The organism is Paraconexibacter sp. (assembly GCF_059438195.1).
This window is the reverse complement of record NZ_JBLKKY010000056.1, coordinates 12,343-29,221: the sequence shown is the minus strand read 5'-3', so window position 1 is coordinate 29,221 and position 16,879 is coordinate 12,343. Positions and strand designations below refer to the sequence as shown.

Below are 16,879 nucleotides of genomic sequence, written 5' to 3'. Positions count from 1 at the left end.
GACGACGGTCGGCTGATCGACTGTCGTCCGCAAGCCCGGTGACGCCGGTCAGCCCGCGCCTCCGCAGCCCGGGCAGATCCCCTCCGCCGCGCCCGGGCAGCAGCAGGCCCGGCCCCCGGCGCCCGCTCCCGCCTCGTCCGCCGCGGCGCCGACCGGCGGGGGCACCGGCGAGCTCGTCCTGCCCACGGGCGGGACCGCGGGCGCCGACGCGTTCCAGGACTCCGGCGAGACCGCCGTCCCGCTGCGCCGGGTGGCGGCAGGCGCCTCGCCGGCTCCGCAGTCCGTCCGCTCGCGCATGACCGGCGGCGGCGGAGGAGACGGAGACGGCGGCGACGGCGACGGCCCGAGCCGCGGGGGGATGCTCGCGGTCATCGGCGGCCTCGCCGCGGTGCTCATCGTCGGCGTCCTCGTCGCGACCCAGCTCCTCGGCGGCGACGACACGCCGCCGCCGCCGAACCAGATCGCGACGACCGCCCCGGGCGCCGAGGACACCGCTGCGACCGAGGAGCCCGCCGGGACGGAGACGGCCGAGGAGGCCCCCGTCACCCGCGCCGAGGTGACGGTCGCGGTCCTCAACGGCACGACCGTCGCCGGTCTCGCGCGGAGCGCCGCCACGCGCGTCGAGGAGTCGGGCTACCGGATCGGGGCGGTGCGCAACGCGGCGGACCAGACCCGGCAGGAGACGGTCGTCCAGTACATCGAGGGCTCCGAGGCCGCCGCCGAGGACGTCGCGGACCTCCTCGGCCTCGCGGGGACGGCGATCCAGCCGATCGACCCGGGGACGCGGGTCGTCGCAGGCGAGGACGCCGCCGTCGTCATCACGGTCGGCGCCGACCAGTCCCAGTAGCCGAGCTCTCCCGACCTCCCACGTTCCCGTGGCGTCATCCGGCTTCCTCGATCTTCCCGAGCGCAGCGGCAAGCCGCGCGACACCGGCCTCACCTCCGTGCTCGACCGCGGGCTCGCCGCCCGGGAGGTCGACGCGCTCGTCGAGGTCGCGGGGGACAGCGTCGACCTCGTGAAGCTCGGCTGGGGGACGGCGCTCGTCACCGGCAACCTCGACGCGAAGCTCGGGCGCTACCGGGAGCACGGCATCCCGGTGACGTTCGGCGGGACGCTCACCGAGGCGGCGATCCGCGACGACCGGCTCGCCGCCTACGCGGCGTGGCTCCGCGAGCTCGGGATCACGCACATCGAGGTCTCCGACGGGACGATCGAGCTGGCGCCCGAGCGCAAGCACGAGATCATCCGGCAGCTCGTCGACGATGGGTTCACCGTGCTCAGCGAGGTCGGCAGCAAGGACGCCCAGGAGATCATGGCCCCCTACAGGTGGGTCGAGCTCATCGAGGCCGAGCTCGCGGCCGGGGCGTGGAAGGTCATCGCCGAGTCGCGCGAGTCCGGCACCGCCGGCATCTACCGGGCCGACGGCGAGGTGCGCATGGGCCTCATCGACGAGATCGCCCACGCGATCCCCGTCGAGCGGCTTCTCTTCGAGGCGCCCCAGAAGGACCAGCAGGTCTTCTTCCTGCAGCGCTTCGGGCACGAGGTGAACCTCGGGAACATCGCCCCCGGGGACGTCCTCTCGCTCGAGACCCTCCGGCTCGGCCTGCGGTCGGACACGATGCCCTCGGAGCCCACCCCGTGACGGTCGCGCTCGCCCGCCACGGGGAGACGGCGTTCAACAAGGACCTGCGGTTCCAGGGGCGCCTTCCCGTGCCGCTCAACGACCGCGGCCGCGAGCAGGCGGCCGAGCTCGCCGAGGTCGCCGCCGAGCGGGAGTGGTCGGCCCTCTACTGCTCGCCGCTGCAGCGCGCGCGGGAGACCGCCGAGATCGTCGGCGCGCGGCTCGGGCTCGAGCCCGTCCCCGACGAGCGCTTCGCCGAGACGGACACCGGCGACTGGACGAACCTCCTCCACGACGAGGTGAAGGAGCGCGACCCCGGCGGCTACGCGCACTACCTCCGCGCCGGCGCCGACTTCCGGTTCCCCGGCGGGGAGTCGCTCGTCGAGCAGACGGAGCGCGTCGTCGCCGGTCTCGAGGCGGTGCGGGGCGCGGGACGCCTCCCCGCGCTCGTCGTCTGCCACCGCGGCGTCATCCGGGTCGCGCTCTGCCACGCCCACGCGGAGGGGCTCGACCGCTTCATGGACATCGAGGTCCCGAACGGCTCGCTGGTGGACCTGTGAGCGGCGTCCGCCGGGCGGTCGTCGCGGCGTTCTCGCTCCTCGTCGTGGCGACGTTCGGCGCCTTCTTCGTCGCGCAGAGCCTCAAGGGCGGGCCCTCGATCCTCCAGCAGGTGACGGTCCGGCCCCTCTTCTCGCCCAACAGCGACAGCCGGCTGGACGAGGCGCGGTTCGCGTTCAAGACCCGCGAGGACGACGAGGTCCGGGTGGACGTCGTCGACGACGACGACGATCCGGTCGTGACGATCCTCGAGAAGCGCCTCGACGCCTACACGCCCACGCGCGTCACCTGGGACGGGCGGGACGAGGACGGCGCGGTCGCGCCCGACGGGCTCTACCGCTACCGCGTCACGCTCCGCGACCAGGGCCGGTCGATCATCGTCCCGCGCGCCTTCCGGCTCGACACGACGCCCCCGAGTCCGAGGATCCTCGGCATCGGCCCCGTCCAGAGCACCCGTCCGCAGCCGGAGTTCCTCCCGAGCCCGGAGGGCGAGCCGGCGCGCGTGAGCTTCCGGGCGCCCGGCAACCGCAAGCGGGTGCTCCTCTACAAGACGGGCCCGGGGAAGCTGCGTTTCGCGATGGCGCCCGTCGAGCTTCCCGACGCCGCCGACGAGTGGGAGTGGGACGGGACGGTCGGTGGCCGCCGGGTCTCGCCGGGGACCTATCTCGTCGTCGTCGAGAGCCGCGACCGCGCCGGGAACATCGGCACCTCCGTGCCGCTCGACGACGACGAGCTCCCGATCGCCGAGTACGGCGAGGGCTACGGCGGGAAGGGCGGCATCACGGTCCGCTACCTCGCCGTCCAGCCGCCGATCGAGCCGACGCGCGCGGGCGAGCGCGCGACGTTCGGGGTCGATGCGCGCCAGGAGCGCTACACCTGGAACCTGCGGCGGGTCGGCGGGCCTCCGCGCCCGATCCGCCGCGGGTCGGGGACGAGGCCGCTCCTGCGCATCCAGGCGCCCGCAGGGGAGGGCGGCGTCTACCTCCTGGAGGTCCGCACGCGTACCCGGCGGGTCCGCGTCCCGTGGGTCGTGCGCCCCGAGACGGTGCGGATCGGGACCCGCAAGGAGCCCGGTGGCGTCCTCGTCGTCCTCGCGATGGGGACCTGGCAGGGCCGCAACCCGGTCGACGACGACGGCGACGGCCTCGCCGACATGCTCGACCGGGGCCTCCCGGTCCGCCTCGAGCGCCCGCTCGTCGGCGACGGCACCGGCCTGCCGGTCGGGTTCGCCGAGCGGGAGGCGCCGCTCCTCGCCCAGCTCGACCGCCAGGGGCGCCGCTACGACGTGACGACCGACGTCGCGCTCGCCGCCGGCGTCGGCCCCCGCCCCGCCGACGGCTACGCCGGCGTCCTCCTCCCGGGCGACACGCGGTGGCTCGACCCGCGAGCGGCCCGGCGGCTGCGGGCCTTCGTGAAGGACGGCGGAGCGCTCGCGACGTTCGGGATCGACTCGCTGCGGCGCGAGGCCCGTCTCACGCCCGGCCGGCGCCTCATCGACCCGACCGTCCCCGCGCCGGCGGACCTCTTCGGCGCGGTCGTGCGGCCTCTCGACCGCGGTCCGGTGACGCTCACCGAGCTCACCGACGAGGCCGGGCTGTTCGAGGGGACCGACGGTGAGCTCCTCGCCGTCGAGCGCTACGAGGTGACCCGCGCGCTCGGCCCGGACGCGCGTCGGCTCAGCGCGGCGGTGACGCCCGAGGGGCGCTCCGTCATCCTCGTGACCCGCCTCGGGGACAGCGGCGGTCGGGTCGTCCGTCTCCCGCTCCCCGGGCTCCCGTCCCGGCTGTCCCGCGATCCCGAGCTCGCCCAGCTCGTGAGGAACACGTGGATTCTCCTGTCGCGCTGATCATCGTCTCGCTGCTCGCGGCCGGAGCGCTCGCGCTCCCGGCGGCCCGTGCCCGCGCGGTGTCGATGCTCGCGGCGCTCGCCCTCGCACCGGTCATCCTCGTCGCGCACATCTGGGACTCCGACCAGCTCGGGACGCTGCGCGACCGCCCGTCGCTCGCCGCGGTCGCGCTCGTCGCCGGCGCGGTCGTGCTCGTGCTCGCCGCGCGGCTCCTCCACCGCCGCCCCGAGCTCTTCCCGCTCGCGGTCGTCGCGGCGATCCCGTTCCGGGTGCCGATCTCGGCGGGCGGCTCGACGGCGAACCTCCTCCTGCCGCTCTACCTCGTCGTCGCGGCCGGGGCGCTCGCGTGGGCGGTCCCGAAGCTGCGCGCGGACCGGCCGCGGCACGGCGACCCGGAGGACGGGCGGCCCGGCCTCATCCCGCTCCTCCTCGCGGGCACGCTCGTCCTCTACGCGGCGCAGACGATCTCGTCGGCGGGCAGCGACGACGCGCTCGAGCAGATCGTCTTCTTCTACGTGCCGTTCGCGGCGCTCTTCGCCCTCCTCGCGCGCGTCGACTGGACGCCCGGGCTGCTGCGCCGCGTGCTCGTCGTCGCCGTCGCCCTCTCCGTCGTCCTCGTCGCGATCGGCGGCTACGAGTTCGCGACGCAGAAGCTGCTCCTCAACCCCGACCTCGTCGCCGAGGAGCAGTTCGAGGACTACTTCCGCGTCCAGTCGCTCTTCTTCGACCCGAACATCTACGGGCGCTTCCTCTCGATCGTCATGCTCGGCCTCGCCGCGGTGATGCTCTGGGCGCGTCGCCCGCGCGAGGTGTGGGTGACCGTCCTCGCGCTCGCGGTCCTGTGGGGCGGGCTCGTCCTCACGCTCTCGCAGTCGTCGTTCACGGGGCTCATCGCCGGCCTCGCGGTCCTCGCCGGGCTGCGATGGAGCCCGCGCATCGCCGCGGGAGCGGTCGCCGCCGTCGCGGTGGCGGGCGTCGTCGTCCTCCTCGCCGCGCCCGACGCGGTCAACGTCGACATCGGGGACTCCGAGAGCGCGGAGAACGCGACGAGCGGCCGCATCGACCTCATCGAGGGCGGCATCGAGCTCGCGTCCGACCGGCCGCTCCTCGGGTGGGGGAGCGGGTCCTTCTCCCGCGAGTACCGCCGGCAGGAGAAGGTGTCGAGCCGGCGGGCGCAGAGCGCGTCGCACACGATCCCCGTCACGGTCGCCGCCGAGCAGGGCGCCGCCGGCCTCCTCCTCTACCTCGCGCTCATCGGCGTCGCGCTGTGGACGCTCCTGCGCGGCGCGGCGCGGTCGGTCGCGCGCGCCGCGGTGGCGGCGGCGTTCGTCGCGGTCGTCGTCCACACGATGATCTACGCGGCGTTCCTCGAGGACCCGCTCGCCTGGGCGCTCCTCGCGGTGGGGTCGGCCCTCGCCGCCGCGGGGCCGGGGCGGCCCGCGGAAGACGAGACGCCCGATGCGCGTGCGGTCGCGACCGCCTGAGCAGCAGGTCGAGCTCGCGGCGCTCGTCGCGCTCGCGGTCGCCGCCCTCGTCGCGGCGCTCGTCGTCCCGACGTACCCGAACTACGACAGCTACTACGCGCTCGTCTGGGGGCGCGAGCTCCTCGACGGCGACCTGCCGAGCTTCGAGGCCTACGCCACGCCGACGCAGCACCCGCTGTGGAACGTCGTCGGCGCGCTCTACGCAGCTCTCGTGGGCGACGCCGCGGACCGCGCGATCGTCGTCCTCTGCGCGCTCGCGCACGTCGCCCTCGTGGCGGGGACCTACCGGCTCGGCACGCTCATCGCGAACCGCGCGGTCGGCCTCGTCGCCGCCCTGCTCGTCGGCTCGTCGTTCGCCTTCCTCCTCTTCGCGGCGCGCGGCTACCTCGACGTCCCGTTCCTCGCGCTGGTGGTGTGGGCCGCGGCCCTGGAAGTGGCCGCAAGCCGCCCCCCTCCCACCGCCGAACCGGATTCCTGCGGCGCTATCACGCCCCAGGAATCCGGTTCGGCGCCGCGGCCCGGGCTGTCGATGGCGCTGCTCGCGCTCGCCGGGCTGCTGCGGCCCGAGGCGTGGGTGCTCGCCGGGCTGCTCTGGCTGTGGCACGCGTCGGGACGGCTCGGCCGCGACGAGCCGGGTCTCCGACCGGGGCTCCTCGCCGGGGTCCTCGTCGCGCCGGTGCTCTGGACCCTGAGCGACCTCGCCGTCACCGGCGATCCGCTCTACTCGCTCAACTCGACGAGCGCGCTCGCCGAGACGCTCGGCCGCGACCGCGGCATCGGCGAGGTGCCGAGCGCGTTCGTCGAGTTCCTCGCCGACACGGCGCGCCCGCCGGTCGCCGCCGCGGCGCTCCTCGGGGTCCTCGTCGCGTGGCGGCTGCGCGACCGCCTCCGCGGCCTCCCCGTCCTCGCCGCGCTCTTCGGCGCGGGGGCGATCACCTTCGTCGGGGTCGGCGTCGCCGGCCTCTCGATCCTCCCGCGCTACCTCACGGTCCCCGTCGTCGCGCTCTGCCTCCTCGCGGCCCTCGCGGTCGCGGGGTGGACGCTCCTCGCCGACGACGATCCTCGGCGGCGACCGTGGATGCTCGCGGCCGCGGCCGCCGCCGTCCTCGGCGCGGCGGGCATGGCGATCGTGAAGAGCGACGCTCCGTCCCGCTTCGCGACCGAGCTGCGCTACCTGCGCGAGGTCCACGAGAACCTCGAGGACGTCCTCTCCGACCCTCAGGTCGTCGCGGCGCGCACGTGCGGACCGGTCTCCCTGCCGAACTACCGCCTCGTGCCCGACACGCGCTGGGTGCTCGACGTCGGCGAGGACGACGTCGTCTCGCGCTCCGACCCGCTCGTCCCCCCGGCGGCGTCGGTGGCCGGCGTCGCGCTCGTCGCCGTCGGCGAGAAGAACGTCCGGCGCATCGGCCGCGCCGACGGCACGCCGCGCACGACGAACCGCCCGCCCGAGGGCTTCGTCCTCGTCGCGGAGAACGACACCTTCGAGGCCTGGGCCGCCTGCCCGTGACACCCCCGGGACCGTGAGTGTCGATCTGCCCACCGGCGACGGGGGCAGATCGACACTCACGCGATTCCGAGGGACCCCAGGCGCTCCCAGAGCGGGGCGTTCACCTTGCGCGCCGTCTCGCCGAGCGCCCACTCGCGCAAGGCCGTGTCGGGACGATCGCGAGCCCCCGCCGCGTCGCGGAGCGCCGCCGCCATCGCGTCGGCGTCGTCGCACCGCACGACCGCGCGCTCCCACGTGAGGACACCCGCGAGCATCGGCGTGACCGTGCGGCGGCCGAGCTTCGCCGCCTTCAGGATCCGGTACGGGAGGCCCGCGTCGTTGAACGGCTCGACGCGGAACGGCAGGACGCCGACGTCGCTCGCGCGCAGCAGCGTCGCGGTCTCGTCGTCAGAGCGGCGCCCCAGCCACACGCACTGCGGGCTGTCGCGGCACCACGCGAAGTCGTCGTCCCCCGGCATCTCGTCGTCGTGGCGCTCGCCGACGAGGAGGAGGACGAGCCCAGGGACGCGCTCGCAGATCCCGCGGACGAGCGACCAGTCCACGCGCCGGCCGAGATGCCCGAGCGAGAGCGCGACGACGTCCGCTCCATCGAGGGCCTCGGCCGCCGCGCGGTCGACCGCCGCGACCTCCGCGCGGGTCGCAGGAGCCGGGTCCGGCGCGGGGAAGTCGCCGGCCGGCAGGCCGACGAGCACCGCCTCGCGGCCGGCCTCCCGCTCGAGCTCGACGAGCCGCGTGCTCGCGCAGAAGGTGAGCGCGCTCGCCGTCGCGGCGCGGGTGTGCAGCGCCGCGAGCCGCGCACGGCGAGCCGGCCCGGCGTCGTAGGCCTCCTCGTAGCGGTCCCAGCGCGCGTACCAGAGCTCGGCGCCGGTCACCCGCACGACCTCCCGGGCGAGCGGCTCCTGGACCGGGTGGAAGAGGACGACGACGCCGACCGGCGCGCCGTCGTGCGCGCGCCTCGTCCGCCGCACGAGCCGGCGGGCCTCTCCGCGGGCGACGGCGTCCCCCACGATCGCGGGCAGCCGCGCGAGCGCACCCGCGGGAAGCCTCGTGGGCGGAGCCGCGACGACGCGCGGCGCGGAGAGGAGGTCCTCGGCCTGCTCGCGGAGGATGAAGCCGTCGAGTCCGCGCGGGAGCAGGAGCAGGCAGAGCGGGGAGGTCTCCGGCACGACGAGCAACGATACGGTGCGCGCCGTGACCGGCTACCTCAAGCGCCTCGTCGCCTCGGGGGCTGCGTACCAGGCCGCCGGTCTCCTCGCCTCGCTGCTCGCCCTCTTCACGCTCCCGCTCTACACGCGGTCGCTCTCGACGGAGGACTACGGCTACGCCGAGACGCTGCTCGTCTTCGTCATCCTCGGCTCGATCCTGCTGCGGGCGGGAATCGGCGAGGCCCTCGTCCGCTTCTGGTTCGACGACGAGGACGAGGAGCGGCGGCTCGCTCTCGCCCGCGCCGGGACGGGCGTCGTCGCCACCGGGACGACGGCCGTGCTCGCCGTCGGCCTCGTGTTCGCCGGGCCGCTCTCGGACGTCGTGCTCGGCACGCGCGACGCCGGGCTCATGGCCGCGGGGCTCCTCGGCCTCTGGGCGTTCACGAACCTCGAGGTCGCCTACGCGCTCCTCCGCGTCGAGGAGCGGCGTCGTGACTACCTCGTCGCCTCGCTCACGAACGTCCTCGTCACGGTCGCCCTCACGGTCCTCCTCGTCGTCGTCCTCGACGCGGGCGCGACCGGGTACGTCATCGGCAACTACGCCGCGACGACGGCCGTCCTCTTCGGCGTGTGGCTCCTCCTGCGCGACCGCGTCCGTCTCGTGCCGCCGCGCGGCACCCGCGAGCGGCTCGCCGCGCCCCTGCGCTTCGGCCTCCCGCTCATCCCCGCCGAGGCGACCGTCTTCCTCCTCAACGTCGTCGACCGCGCGTACCTCCTGCGCGTCGAGTCGCCCGCCGCCGCCGGCGTGTACGCCGTCGCCGTGAAGCTCGCGACGGCGATCATCGTCGTCGTCCGCGCGTTCCAGGCCGCGTGGCCGCCGCTCGCCTACTCGGTCGCGGACCACGACGAGGCCGGCCGCGTCTACGCGATGGTGACGCGCGCCTACGTCCTCCTCACCGGAGTGAGCGTCGTCGCGCTCGCACTCCTCTCGCGGCAGGTCGTGGACCTCCTCGCCGGCCCCGACTTCGCCGCTGCGCACGAGGCGCTCCCGTGGCTCGCCCTCGGCTGGGCGCTCTACGGGCTCAACCTCGTCCTCGTCACCGTCGCGGGGCGGGCGAAGGTGACGACGCGCAACCTCACCGCCGCGCTCGTCGGCCTCGTCCTCAACGTCGCCGCGCTCGTGCTCCTCGTCCCGTCCCTGGGGGTCGCGGGGGCCGGCATCGCCCTCTGCGTCGCCTACGTCGGGATGATCGTCGTGCTCCACCTCCTCACCCGGCGGCTCTTCGCGGTGCCCTTCGAGTGGGGCCTCCTCGCACGCGCGGTCGTCGCGCTCGCGGCGGTCGCCGTGGTGGGCGAGATCGTGTTGCCGGAGGACGGCGTCGCCGGCTGGCTGACGCGTCTCGCCGCGGCCGCTGCGGCGCCCGTGGCGCTCCTCGCGGTCGGCGCGGTGCGCCCGGCCGAGGTGCGGCGGCTGCGGGCGCTGCGCGGCGGAAGCTGACGCGACCGACCGCGCTCGCCGGGGGACGTCACCGCTCCGCCGGCCTCTTACCCGACTTGAGCCTTTCTTTTCGGGGTCGGCGGGTGTACGATCCCGCGGCTCAACGGACCAGTCGGTGGTCCGGTGGGGACAAGTGCATATTCGAGGGGGGAACCTCGTGTCCAGTATTGCTTCTCGTGCCATGCGTGGCGCGGGTGTCGTGGCGGCGATCGCCGCCGGTGCCGTCGCCGTGCCGTCGACCGCGACGGCGGTGCGGTCGCACGGGAGCGCTGACGAGCGGCCCTCCTTCGACAGCCGGGCCGGGAAGCCGGCGCCGGTGTCGAAACGTGAGCAGGCGGCACGCGATCGCGCGGCCGATCGGCTCGGGGAGGTCTCGGCGGTCGAGACCGACCGGACGACCGGTGGGGTGAGGTTCCTCGCGAAGGTCAACGGCACGCTCACCGGCCCGAGCGACGGCTCGCCGGAGCAGATCGTGCTCGACTACGTGCGCGGAAACGGCGCGCTCTTCGGCCTCGACGGCGACGACGTCGCGGCGCTCGTGCAGAACGAGGACGCGACGACCCCCGACGGGATCGCGCACGTCGGGTTCGCCCAGGTCACGGGCGGCATCCCGAGCTTCGGCAGCGGCATCCGCGGCCATGTCGACTCGAAGGGCCGTCTGCTGGCGATCACCGGTGGCGCGCAGCCCGATCTCGAGGTCGCCTCCACGACCCCCGGCATCGGCGCCGACGCCGCGCTCGCGAAGGCGCGCGCCGACGCGCGTGGATCGGGTCTCGGCGCGGCGTCGCAGCAGGCGTCCGGCCCGGAGCGGCGCACGGAGTTCGCGACCGGTGAGCGCGCCTCGCTCGTCGCGTTCCCGACCGGCGACGGCGCGCGCCTCGCGTGGCAGGTCGAGGTCGACGGCGCCGACCCGTTCACCTACACGACCGTCATCGACGCGCAGAACGGCGACGTCCTCTTCCGCGACGGCCGCACCGAGTTCGCCTCCGGCGGCGCCGTCTTCCAGCGCTATCCCGGCGCGACGCCCGCCAACGGCGGCAACGCGGCCAACGTCGAGATCGACCCGCCCGGCCAGAACTGGCTGAGCGACACCGCCTCGAGCACGCGTCTCGCCGGTCAGAACACGCACGCCTACGCTGATCGTGACAACAGCAACACCGCGGGGGCCGGCGAGAACATCGCGCAGTCGGGCGGCGGGAACTGGATCTTCACGCAGACGCTCTTCCCCGGCGCGTCGCCGTGCCCGCCTGCCGGGTGCACGTGGGACAGCGCCAACGCCGCGACCGAGGCGACGAACCGGTCGCAGTCGGTGACGAACCTCTTCTACCACGTCAACAAGTTCCACGACTACATGCGCGACTCGGCGATCGGGTTCGACGCCGCGTCGGGCAACTTCGAGAACGTCGACCGCGTCCTCGCCGAGGGCAACGACGGCGGCGGCACCAACAACGCGAACTTCAACACGCCGGCCGACGGCACCTCCGGCCGGATGCAGATGTACCTCTGGACGACGCGTGACGTCACGGGCAACGACGACGCGGGGATCATCTACCACGAGTTCGCCCACGGCCTCTCCAACAGGCTCGTCGGCGGGCCCGCGAACGCGAGCGCGCTCACGGCGGACCAGGCGCGCGGCATGGGCGAGGGCTGGTCGGACTGGTACGGCCTCGACTTCCTCTCCGCCCAGGGCTTCCTCGTCGACACGGCGACCGTCGGTGACGTCGTCACCGGCGACTACCCGATCGGCCCGGGCGGCATCCGCACGCAGGGGACGGACTGTCGCGTCAGCGACACGGCGGCGCCCGCCTGCCCGTCGGTGAACGGCAGCGGGACCGGCGGCTTCACGTACGGCGACCTGCCCGGCCGCGCCGTCCCGCACGGCGTCGGCGAGGTCTGGGGCCAGACGCTGTGGGACCTCCGCCGGGCGATCGCGGCGCGCGACGGCAACCCCGCGCAGAGCGCCGCCGAGCAGGCGCAGGTCCTGCGCATCGTCACGGGCGGCATGCGCCTCGCACCGGTGGACCCGACGTTCCTCGAGATGCGCGACGCGATCCTCGCCCAGATCGCCGCGACCGACCTCGATCTCTACGGGACGACGTGGGAGGTCTTCCGCACCCGCGGCATGGGCTTCAGCGCGACGTCGCCGGCCAACGGTGACAACGCCGGCGTGGTCGAGGCGTTCGACGGGCCGACCGGCCTCGCCGGGCGCAACACCACCGTGACCGACTCCCTCGCCGCCGGCGGCGACGGCGACGGCATCCTCGAGCCCGGGGAGACCTTCGGGCTGACGCAGCAGGTGCAGAACCTGGGGCTCACCCCGGTGTCGGACGTCAACGGGACCCTCTCGTCGGCCAACCCCGGCGTGTCGATCCAGCAGGCGACCTCCGGGTGGCCCACGATCGGCTCCGGGGCGATCGCCGACAACTCGACGCTCTTCCGCGCCACCGCACCAGGCGGCGCCTGCACGACGACCGACCTCGGGCTCACGCTCGACGTCACGTCGTCCACCGGCAACCTGTCCCTGCCGCTCGCCGTGAGCTCGCGCGGCACGCCGGATCCCGACGTGAGCGGGCCCGCCCGCAACCATGCGCCGGCTCTCGCGATCCCGGACAACAACCCGGCCGGGGTGTCGAGCGACCTCGTCGTCGCGGCGGGCGGGACCATCACCGATCTCAACGTGCGGATCGAGAAGCTCACGCACACGTGGATCGGCGATCTCAAGCTTGTCCTCACGCACGTCGACACGGGCACGTCCGTGACGATCATCGACAGGCCCGGGGTCCCGGCGTCGACCTTCGGGACGAGCGTCAACGACCTGCTGAGCACGGTGCTCGACGACGAGGGCGACAGCCCGGTCGAGAACGTCGCGACGGCCGGGTTCACGGGCCGGTGGACGCCGAACCAGTCGCTCTCGGCCTTCGACGGCGAGAGCCTCGTGGGCACGTGGCGCCTCACGGTGTCGGACAACTTCGTCGGCGATACCGGCGCCCTGCACGACTGGAACCTCAACACGAGCCCGCCGGACTGCACGGTCTCGCGCCCCGTTGCGTCGACATCGGCCCCGGCCGCGCTGAGCCCGACGGCGGCGACGCTCGCCGGGCAGGTCGGCCGCGGCCCGGGCTCGGTCCCGACCGAGTACCGGTTCGCGTACGGGTCGAGCCCGTCGCTCGGCGCGACGACCGCTCCGGCGGCGGTGCCGACCGACGGGGCCGGCCCTGCGGCGGAGACGATCACGGGCCTCGCGCCTCTGACGACCTACTACTACCGCGTGGAGACGCTGCGCAGTGGGTCGGTCGCAGTCGTCGGCGACACGATCCCGTTCACGACGCCCGCGCCCCCGGCGCCGCCGGTGCCGCCGGTCGCGCCGCCGACGGGCGGGGCGTCGCTGCTGCCGATCACCGTCAAGGATCCCGCGAAGCTGCGGGTCCGTCGGGCGGGGGCGCGGGACGGCCGTCTCGATGTCCTCGCGGAGATCACCAAGCGCGCGTCGGGTGAGCTGAAGGTCGAGTTCCTCAGCGGCGGCCGGACGTACAAGTTCACCCAGGACATCCCGAAGGACGGCGTGGTGAAGATCGACCGCAAGCTGCCGTCGAAGATGCGGCGCGCGCGGTCGGGGATCCTCGAGATCGACTACGCGGGCAACGAGCGGGTGCGCTCGGACCACGTCCGGGTGCGAGCCGCCGACGGCAAGGCGCTCCTGAAGCGGACGGAGACGTCGCTGAAGAACGGCTTGCTGAAGGTCGGCGGGACGATCAGCTCGCGGGCTCGTGGTGTCGTACGGATCCGCTACGACTACGTCGAGGCGGACGGCTCGGTGAAGTCCATGGATCTCCGCGCGAAGATCTCGAAGGGCAAGTGGTCGATGAGCGAGAAGCTCACCGGGGCGTCGGCCGCCGGCGGGTTCCTCTCGATCCAGTTCACGGGGTACCTGCCGGCGAAGATGCGCGGCGAGCAGACCTCGAAGGCCGTGCCCTGAGCGGACGGTCCGGGGCGCGCGCTCTCGGCGCCGCCCCGGACCGCCGGTGACGCGTCGCGCCGCGGGTGAGCGAGAACTCAGATCGGGCCCCTCTTCGGCACGGTGTGAGTTCTCGGCCCGCGGGCTGCCCGCCGGCCGGGCTCACCGGCCCGGAGGGGCCTCACCGTCGCACCGGAAGCCGGTGCAGATTTCCGGGAAATCGGATTGTGGGCGGGCGGGCCGTCGGTTAGCGTGCGGCGGGAAGAGGGCGGACGGGCAAGGGGTGCCCGTCGGTCCAGCATCCGAGAGCCCCCTTCGGAGGTCCCTCCGTGTCCAGCACAACGCGGCGGCCGCTGCCTGCGGCCGTCCTCGCCGGCATGGCTGCCGGCGCGCTCGCGCTCGCCGCGTCGCCCGCGCACGCGGCGTTCCCGCCAGGGAACATCGAGCCGAGCAGGCTCACCGTCCTCGACTCCTTCGACGTCGGCGGCGACGGCGACGGGACCGTCGAGCCCGGCGAGCCGTTCGGGCTCCGCCAGGAGATCGAGAACGTCGGCCCGTCGACGCTCACCGGGATCGTCGGCGCGCTCAACTCGTCCGTCGGTGACGTGGCGATCACCCAGTCGGCCTCCTCATGGCCCGACATCGGCCCGGGCCCCGGCGCCTTCAGCGTCAACACGGATCTCTTCCGGGCCGTCGCGCCGGCGGACCCGGCGTGCGGCGAGACGCCGCTCGGCCTCAGCATCCACGTCACGACGTCCGAGGGCGCGCAGACCATCCCGCTCGACGTCACGGGGAAGGGCGCCGTGACGCCCGGGCCGACGCAGAGCCACACGACCGCTCCCCTCTCGATCCCCGACAACGACGCGACCGGCGTCGCCAGCGAGCTCGTCGTCCCCTCCGGCGGGACGATCACCGACCTCAACGTCCGCATCGACGAGCTGCGACACACCTGGATCGCCGATCTCGTCATCTCGCTCGAGCACGTCGACACCGGCACGGTCGTCGTCCTCACGAGCGAGGACGCGGGCAGCGAGGACGACCTCCTCGGCACGATCTTCGACGACGAGGCCGCCGATGCGTTCGGCGACGTGCGATCGGACGGCATGACCGGGCGCTGGCGCCCGAGCGAGCCGCTCTCCGCCTTCGACGGGCTCGGCCTCGCCGGCACCTGGCGTCTCACGGTCGCCGATGTCGCCCTCGGCGACACCGGCACGCTCCACCGCTGGGGCCTCGACACGGAAGATCCCGACTGCACGATCTCCCGCCCCGTCGCGACGACGAGCGCGGCGACCGGAGTGACGAGCACCGCGGCGACGCTCACGGGCGAGGCCGGCCGCGGGCCGGGGTCGAAGGCGACCGAGGTGCGCTTCGCCTACGGGACGACGCCCGGGCTCGGCACGACGACGGCTCCTGGACCGGTGACGACCGACGCGCCCGGGCCGGCGTCGGCGGCCCTGTCCGGCCTGCAGCCCGAGACGACCTACCACTACCGCGTGGAGACCGTGCGCGACGGTCTCCTCGCGGTCCCGGGCGAGACGACGACGTTCACGACGCCCGCTGCGCCGTCGTCGCCGCCGCCGGACGACGGCGGGGGCACCACGACGCCGGCCCCGCCGGCGACCACGACGCCCCCGCCCCCGCCCCCGCCCGCGCCGGTGGTCCCGTTCGTGCCGCCCGCGCCGGTCGGCGGCACCGCCGTCGCGCCGGTCGTGAAGGCCCCCGCGAAGCTGCGGGTGCGGCGTGCCGGGGCGCGTGACGGACGTCTCGACGTGCTCGCGGAGATCACGAAGCGGGCGACGGGTGAGCTGAAGGTGGAGTTCGTGAGCGGCGGCGAGACGTGGCGGTTCACGGAGGACATCCCGAAGGACGGGGTCGTGAAGATCGATCGCCGCCTGCCGTCGGAGATGCGCAAGGCGCGGAGCGGGATCCTCGAGATCTCCTACGCGGGCAACGACCTGGTGCGGCCGGACGACGTGCGGGTGCGGGCGGCGGACGTGAAGGCGCGCCTCGTGCGGAAGGCGGCGTCCTTGAAGAACGGCGTTCTGACGGTCGCGGGCACGATCAGCGAGAAGGCGCGCGGCGTCGTGCGGGTCCGTTACGACTACGTCGAGGCGGACGGGACGGTGCGGTCGCTGCGGCTGCGGGCGAAGATCCGCGACGGTGAGTGGGAGCTCGAGGAGAAGCTGACCGGTGCGGCGGCCGCCGGCGGCTTCCTGTCGATCCAGTTCACCGGCTACCTCGAGGAGGACATGCGCGGCGAGCAGACCTCGAAGGCGGTGCCCTGATCAGCCCGTGAGGCGGTCGAGCGCGCGGTTGTGCGCCTCGGCCGCCTCGCGCAGGCCCTCGCCGCGACCCGGTCGCAGCGTCGCGCGGACATGGGCGAGGTAGCGCCGCGCGTCGTGACCGGGGAGGACGAGCGCCGCGAGCGCCCGGAGCGCGTACGGCCAGGCCGTGAGGACGCGGACGGCGAGCGCGGTGACGCGGCCGTGGTGCAGCCGCAGGTAGAGATCCCGGTTGCGCGCCATCTCGACGATGCGGCGCTCGGGGACCGCGCCCGTCGAGAGCTGCTCGTGGTGCACGCACACCGCGCCGGGGACGTGGATCGCGTGCCAGCCGGCGTCGGCGAGGCGCTTGCAGAAGTCCACCTCGTCGCTGTAGACGAAGAAGCGCTCGTCGAGGAAGCCGACGGCACGGGCCGCGTCGGTGCGGACGAGCAGGCACGCGGACTGCGCCCAGTCGACGCGACGCACGCCGTCGCCGCGACTCTGGACGACGAGCCGGCGGTGGAGGAGCAGCGCCGAGGCGAGCGCCGTCGCGAGGCCCGGGAAGCGCCACGCCGACGGCTGCGGCGCTCCGTCGGGCCGCACGAGCGTCGCTCCCGCGACCGCCGCGCGCGGATCGGAGTCGAGGGCGTCGACGAGCGCCCGCACCGCACCCGGCCGCAGCTCGGAGTCCTCGTTGAGGAGGAGCGCATGGCGACCGCGGGCCCGCGCGAGGAGCGCGCTGTCGTTCTCCGCCTTCCCGCGCCGGCGGTCGAGCGCGACCACCTCGTCGGGGACCGGGTGGGCCCGCGCGACGTCCGCGGAGCCGTCGTCGCTCGCGTTGTCGAGCACGAGCACCTCGGCGCGCACTCCGTCCTGCGCGCGCTCGCGGTCGAGCTCGCGGCCGATCGCGTCGAGGCAGTCGGCGAGGACCTCGCGGCCGTTCGTGCAGACGACGCAGAAGGTGACGTCGACGGGCGGCTCGGACGGCGGCATCGCC

At 74.5% G+C, this 16,879-nt stretch carries 11 protein-coding genes; 9 read left to right on the top strand and 2 right to left on the bottom strand.

The window, feature by feature from the left end; translation table 11 throughout:
• Positions 1-358: 358 nt before the first annotated feature.
• From ACME2J_RS16895 to ACME2J_RS16870, 6 genes are read left to right on the top strand one after another with little or no spacing between them, the layout of a single operon-like run.
• Positions 359-847 carry a LytR C-terminal domain-containing protein gene (locus ACME2J_RS16895; protein ID WP_495546108.1) on the top strand — a complete coding sequence of 163 codons (489 nt, stop codon included), beginning with the start codon at positions 359-361 and terminating at the stop codon, positions 845-847.
• A gap of 28 nt (positions 848-875) precedes the next feature.
• Positions 876-1,643, top strand: coding sequence for a phosphosulfolactate synthase (locus ACME2J_RS16890; protein WP_495546107.1), 768 nt, complete (start codon positions 876-878; stop codon positions 1,641-1,643).
• A complete protein-coding gene (locus tag ACME2J_RS16885; protein WP_495546106.1) occupies positions 1,640-2,182 on the top strand; it encodes a histidine phosphatase family protein in 543 nt (180 codons plus the stop codon). The genes ACME2J_RS16890 and ACME2J_RS16885 overlap by 4 nt, the downstream gene beginning before the upstream one ends.
• Positions 2,179-4,026 carry a N,N-dimethylformamidase beta subunit family domain-containing protein gene (locus tag ACME2J_RS16880; RefSeq protein WP_495546105.1) on the top strand — a complete coding sequence of 616 codons (1,848 nt, stop codon included), beginning with the start codon at positions 2,179-2,181 and terminating at the stop codon, positions 4,024-4,026. The genes ACME2J_RS16885 and ACME2J_RS16880 overlap by 4 nt, the downstream gene beginning before the upstream one ends.
• The gene (locus tag ACME2J_RS16875; protein WP_495546104.1) at positions 4,005-5,510 is read left to right on the top strand and encodes an O-antigen ligase family protein; all 1,506 of its coding nucleotides are present in this window, start codon (positions 4,005-4,007) and stop codon (positions 5,508-5,510) included. The genes ACME2J_RS16880 and ACME2J_RS16875 overlap by 22 nt, the downstream gene beginning before the upstream one ends.
• Positions 5,485-7,020, top strand: coding sequence for an ArnT family glycosyltransferase (locus ACME2J_RS16870; protein ID WP_495546103.1), 1,536 nt, complete (start codon positions 5,485-5,487; stop codon positions 7,018-7,020). Before ACME2J_RS16875 ends, ACME2J_RS16870 begins: the two co-directional genes overlap by 26 nt.
• Positions 7,021-7,076: 56 nt before the next feature.
• Here the strand turns inward: ACME2J_RS16870 and ACME2J_RS16865 are convergent, their stop codons facing one another.
• Positions 7,077-8,186: a glycosyltransferase gene (locus tag ACME2J_RS16865; protein ID WP_495546102.1), complete on the bottom strand. Its 1,110-nt coding sequence runs from the start codon at positions 8,184-8,186 to the stop codon at positions 7,077-7,079.
• Positions 8,187-8,211: 25 nt separating this feature from the next.
• On the opposite strand from ACME2J_RS16865, the gene ACME2J_RS16860 reads away from it, so the two are divergent.
• The 3 genes from ACME2J_RS16860 (at position 8,212) to ACME2J_RS16850 (ending at position 15,903) form a co-directional block, all read left to right on the top strand.
• Positions 8,212-9,663, top strand: a complete 1,452-nt coding sequence (locus ACME2J_RS16860) for a lipopolysaccharide biosynthesis protein (protein WP_495546101.1) — start codon at positions 8,212-8,214, stop codon at positions 9,661-9,663.
• 181 nt (positions 9,664-9,844) lie between these two features.
• On the top strand, positions 9,845-13,639 hold the full coding sequence (locus ACME2J_RS16855; RefSeq protein WP_495546100.1) for a M36 family metallopeptidase: 3,795 nt from the start codon (positions 9,845-9,847) through the stop codon (positions 13,637-13,639).
• 308 nt (positions 13,640-13,947) lie between these two features.
• Positions 13,948-15,903, top strand: a complete 1,956-nt coding sequence (locus ACME2J_RS16850) for a proprotein convertase P-domain-containing protein (RefSeq protein ID WP_495546099.1) — start codon at positions 13,948-13,950, stop codon at positions 15,901-15,903.
• Here the strand turns inward: ACME2J_RS16850 and ACME2J_RS16845 are convergent, their stop codons facing one another.
• Positions 15,904-16,875 carry a glycosyltransferase family 2 protein gene (locus ACME2J_RS16845; RefSeq protein ID WP_495546098.1) on the bottom strand — a complete coding sequence of 324 codons (972 nt, stop codon included), beginning with the start codon at positions 16,873-16,875 and terminating at the stop codon, positions 15,904-15,906. It abuts the gene before it with no gap.
• Positions 16,876-16,879: the final 4 nt, after the last annotated feature.

Bases quoted from the DNA above. Each gene is read 5' to 3' on its own strand.
- ACME2J_RS16895 (WP_495546108.1), top strand. From the start codon at position 359: ATGCTCGCGGTCATCGGCGGCCTCGCCGCGGTGCTCATCGTCGGCGTC.
- ACME2J_RS16870 (WP_495546103.1), top strand. From the start codon at position 5,485: ATGCGCGTGCGGTCGCGACCGCCTGAGCAGCAGGTCGAGCTCGCGGCG.
- ACME2J_RS16855 (WP_495546100.1), top strand. From the start codon at position 9,845: ATGCGTGGCGCGGGTGTCGTGGCGGCGATCGCCGCCGGTGCCGTCGCC.
- ACME2J_RS16845 (WP_495546098.1), bottom strand. From the start codon at position 16,875: ATGCCGCCGTCCGAGCCGCCCGTCGACGTCACCTTCTGCGTCGTCTGC.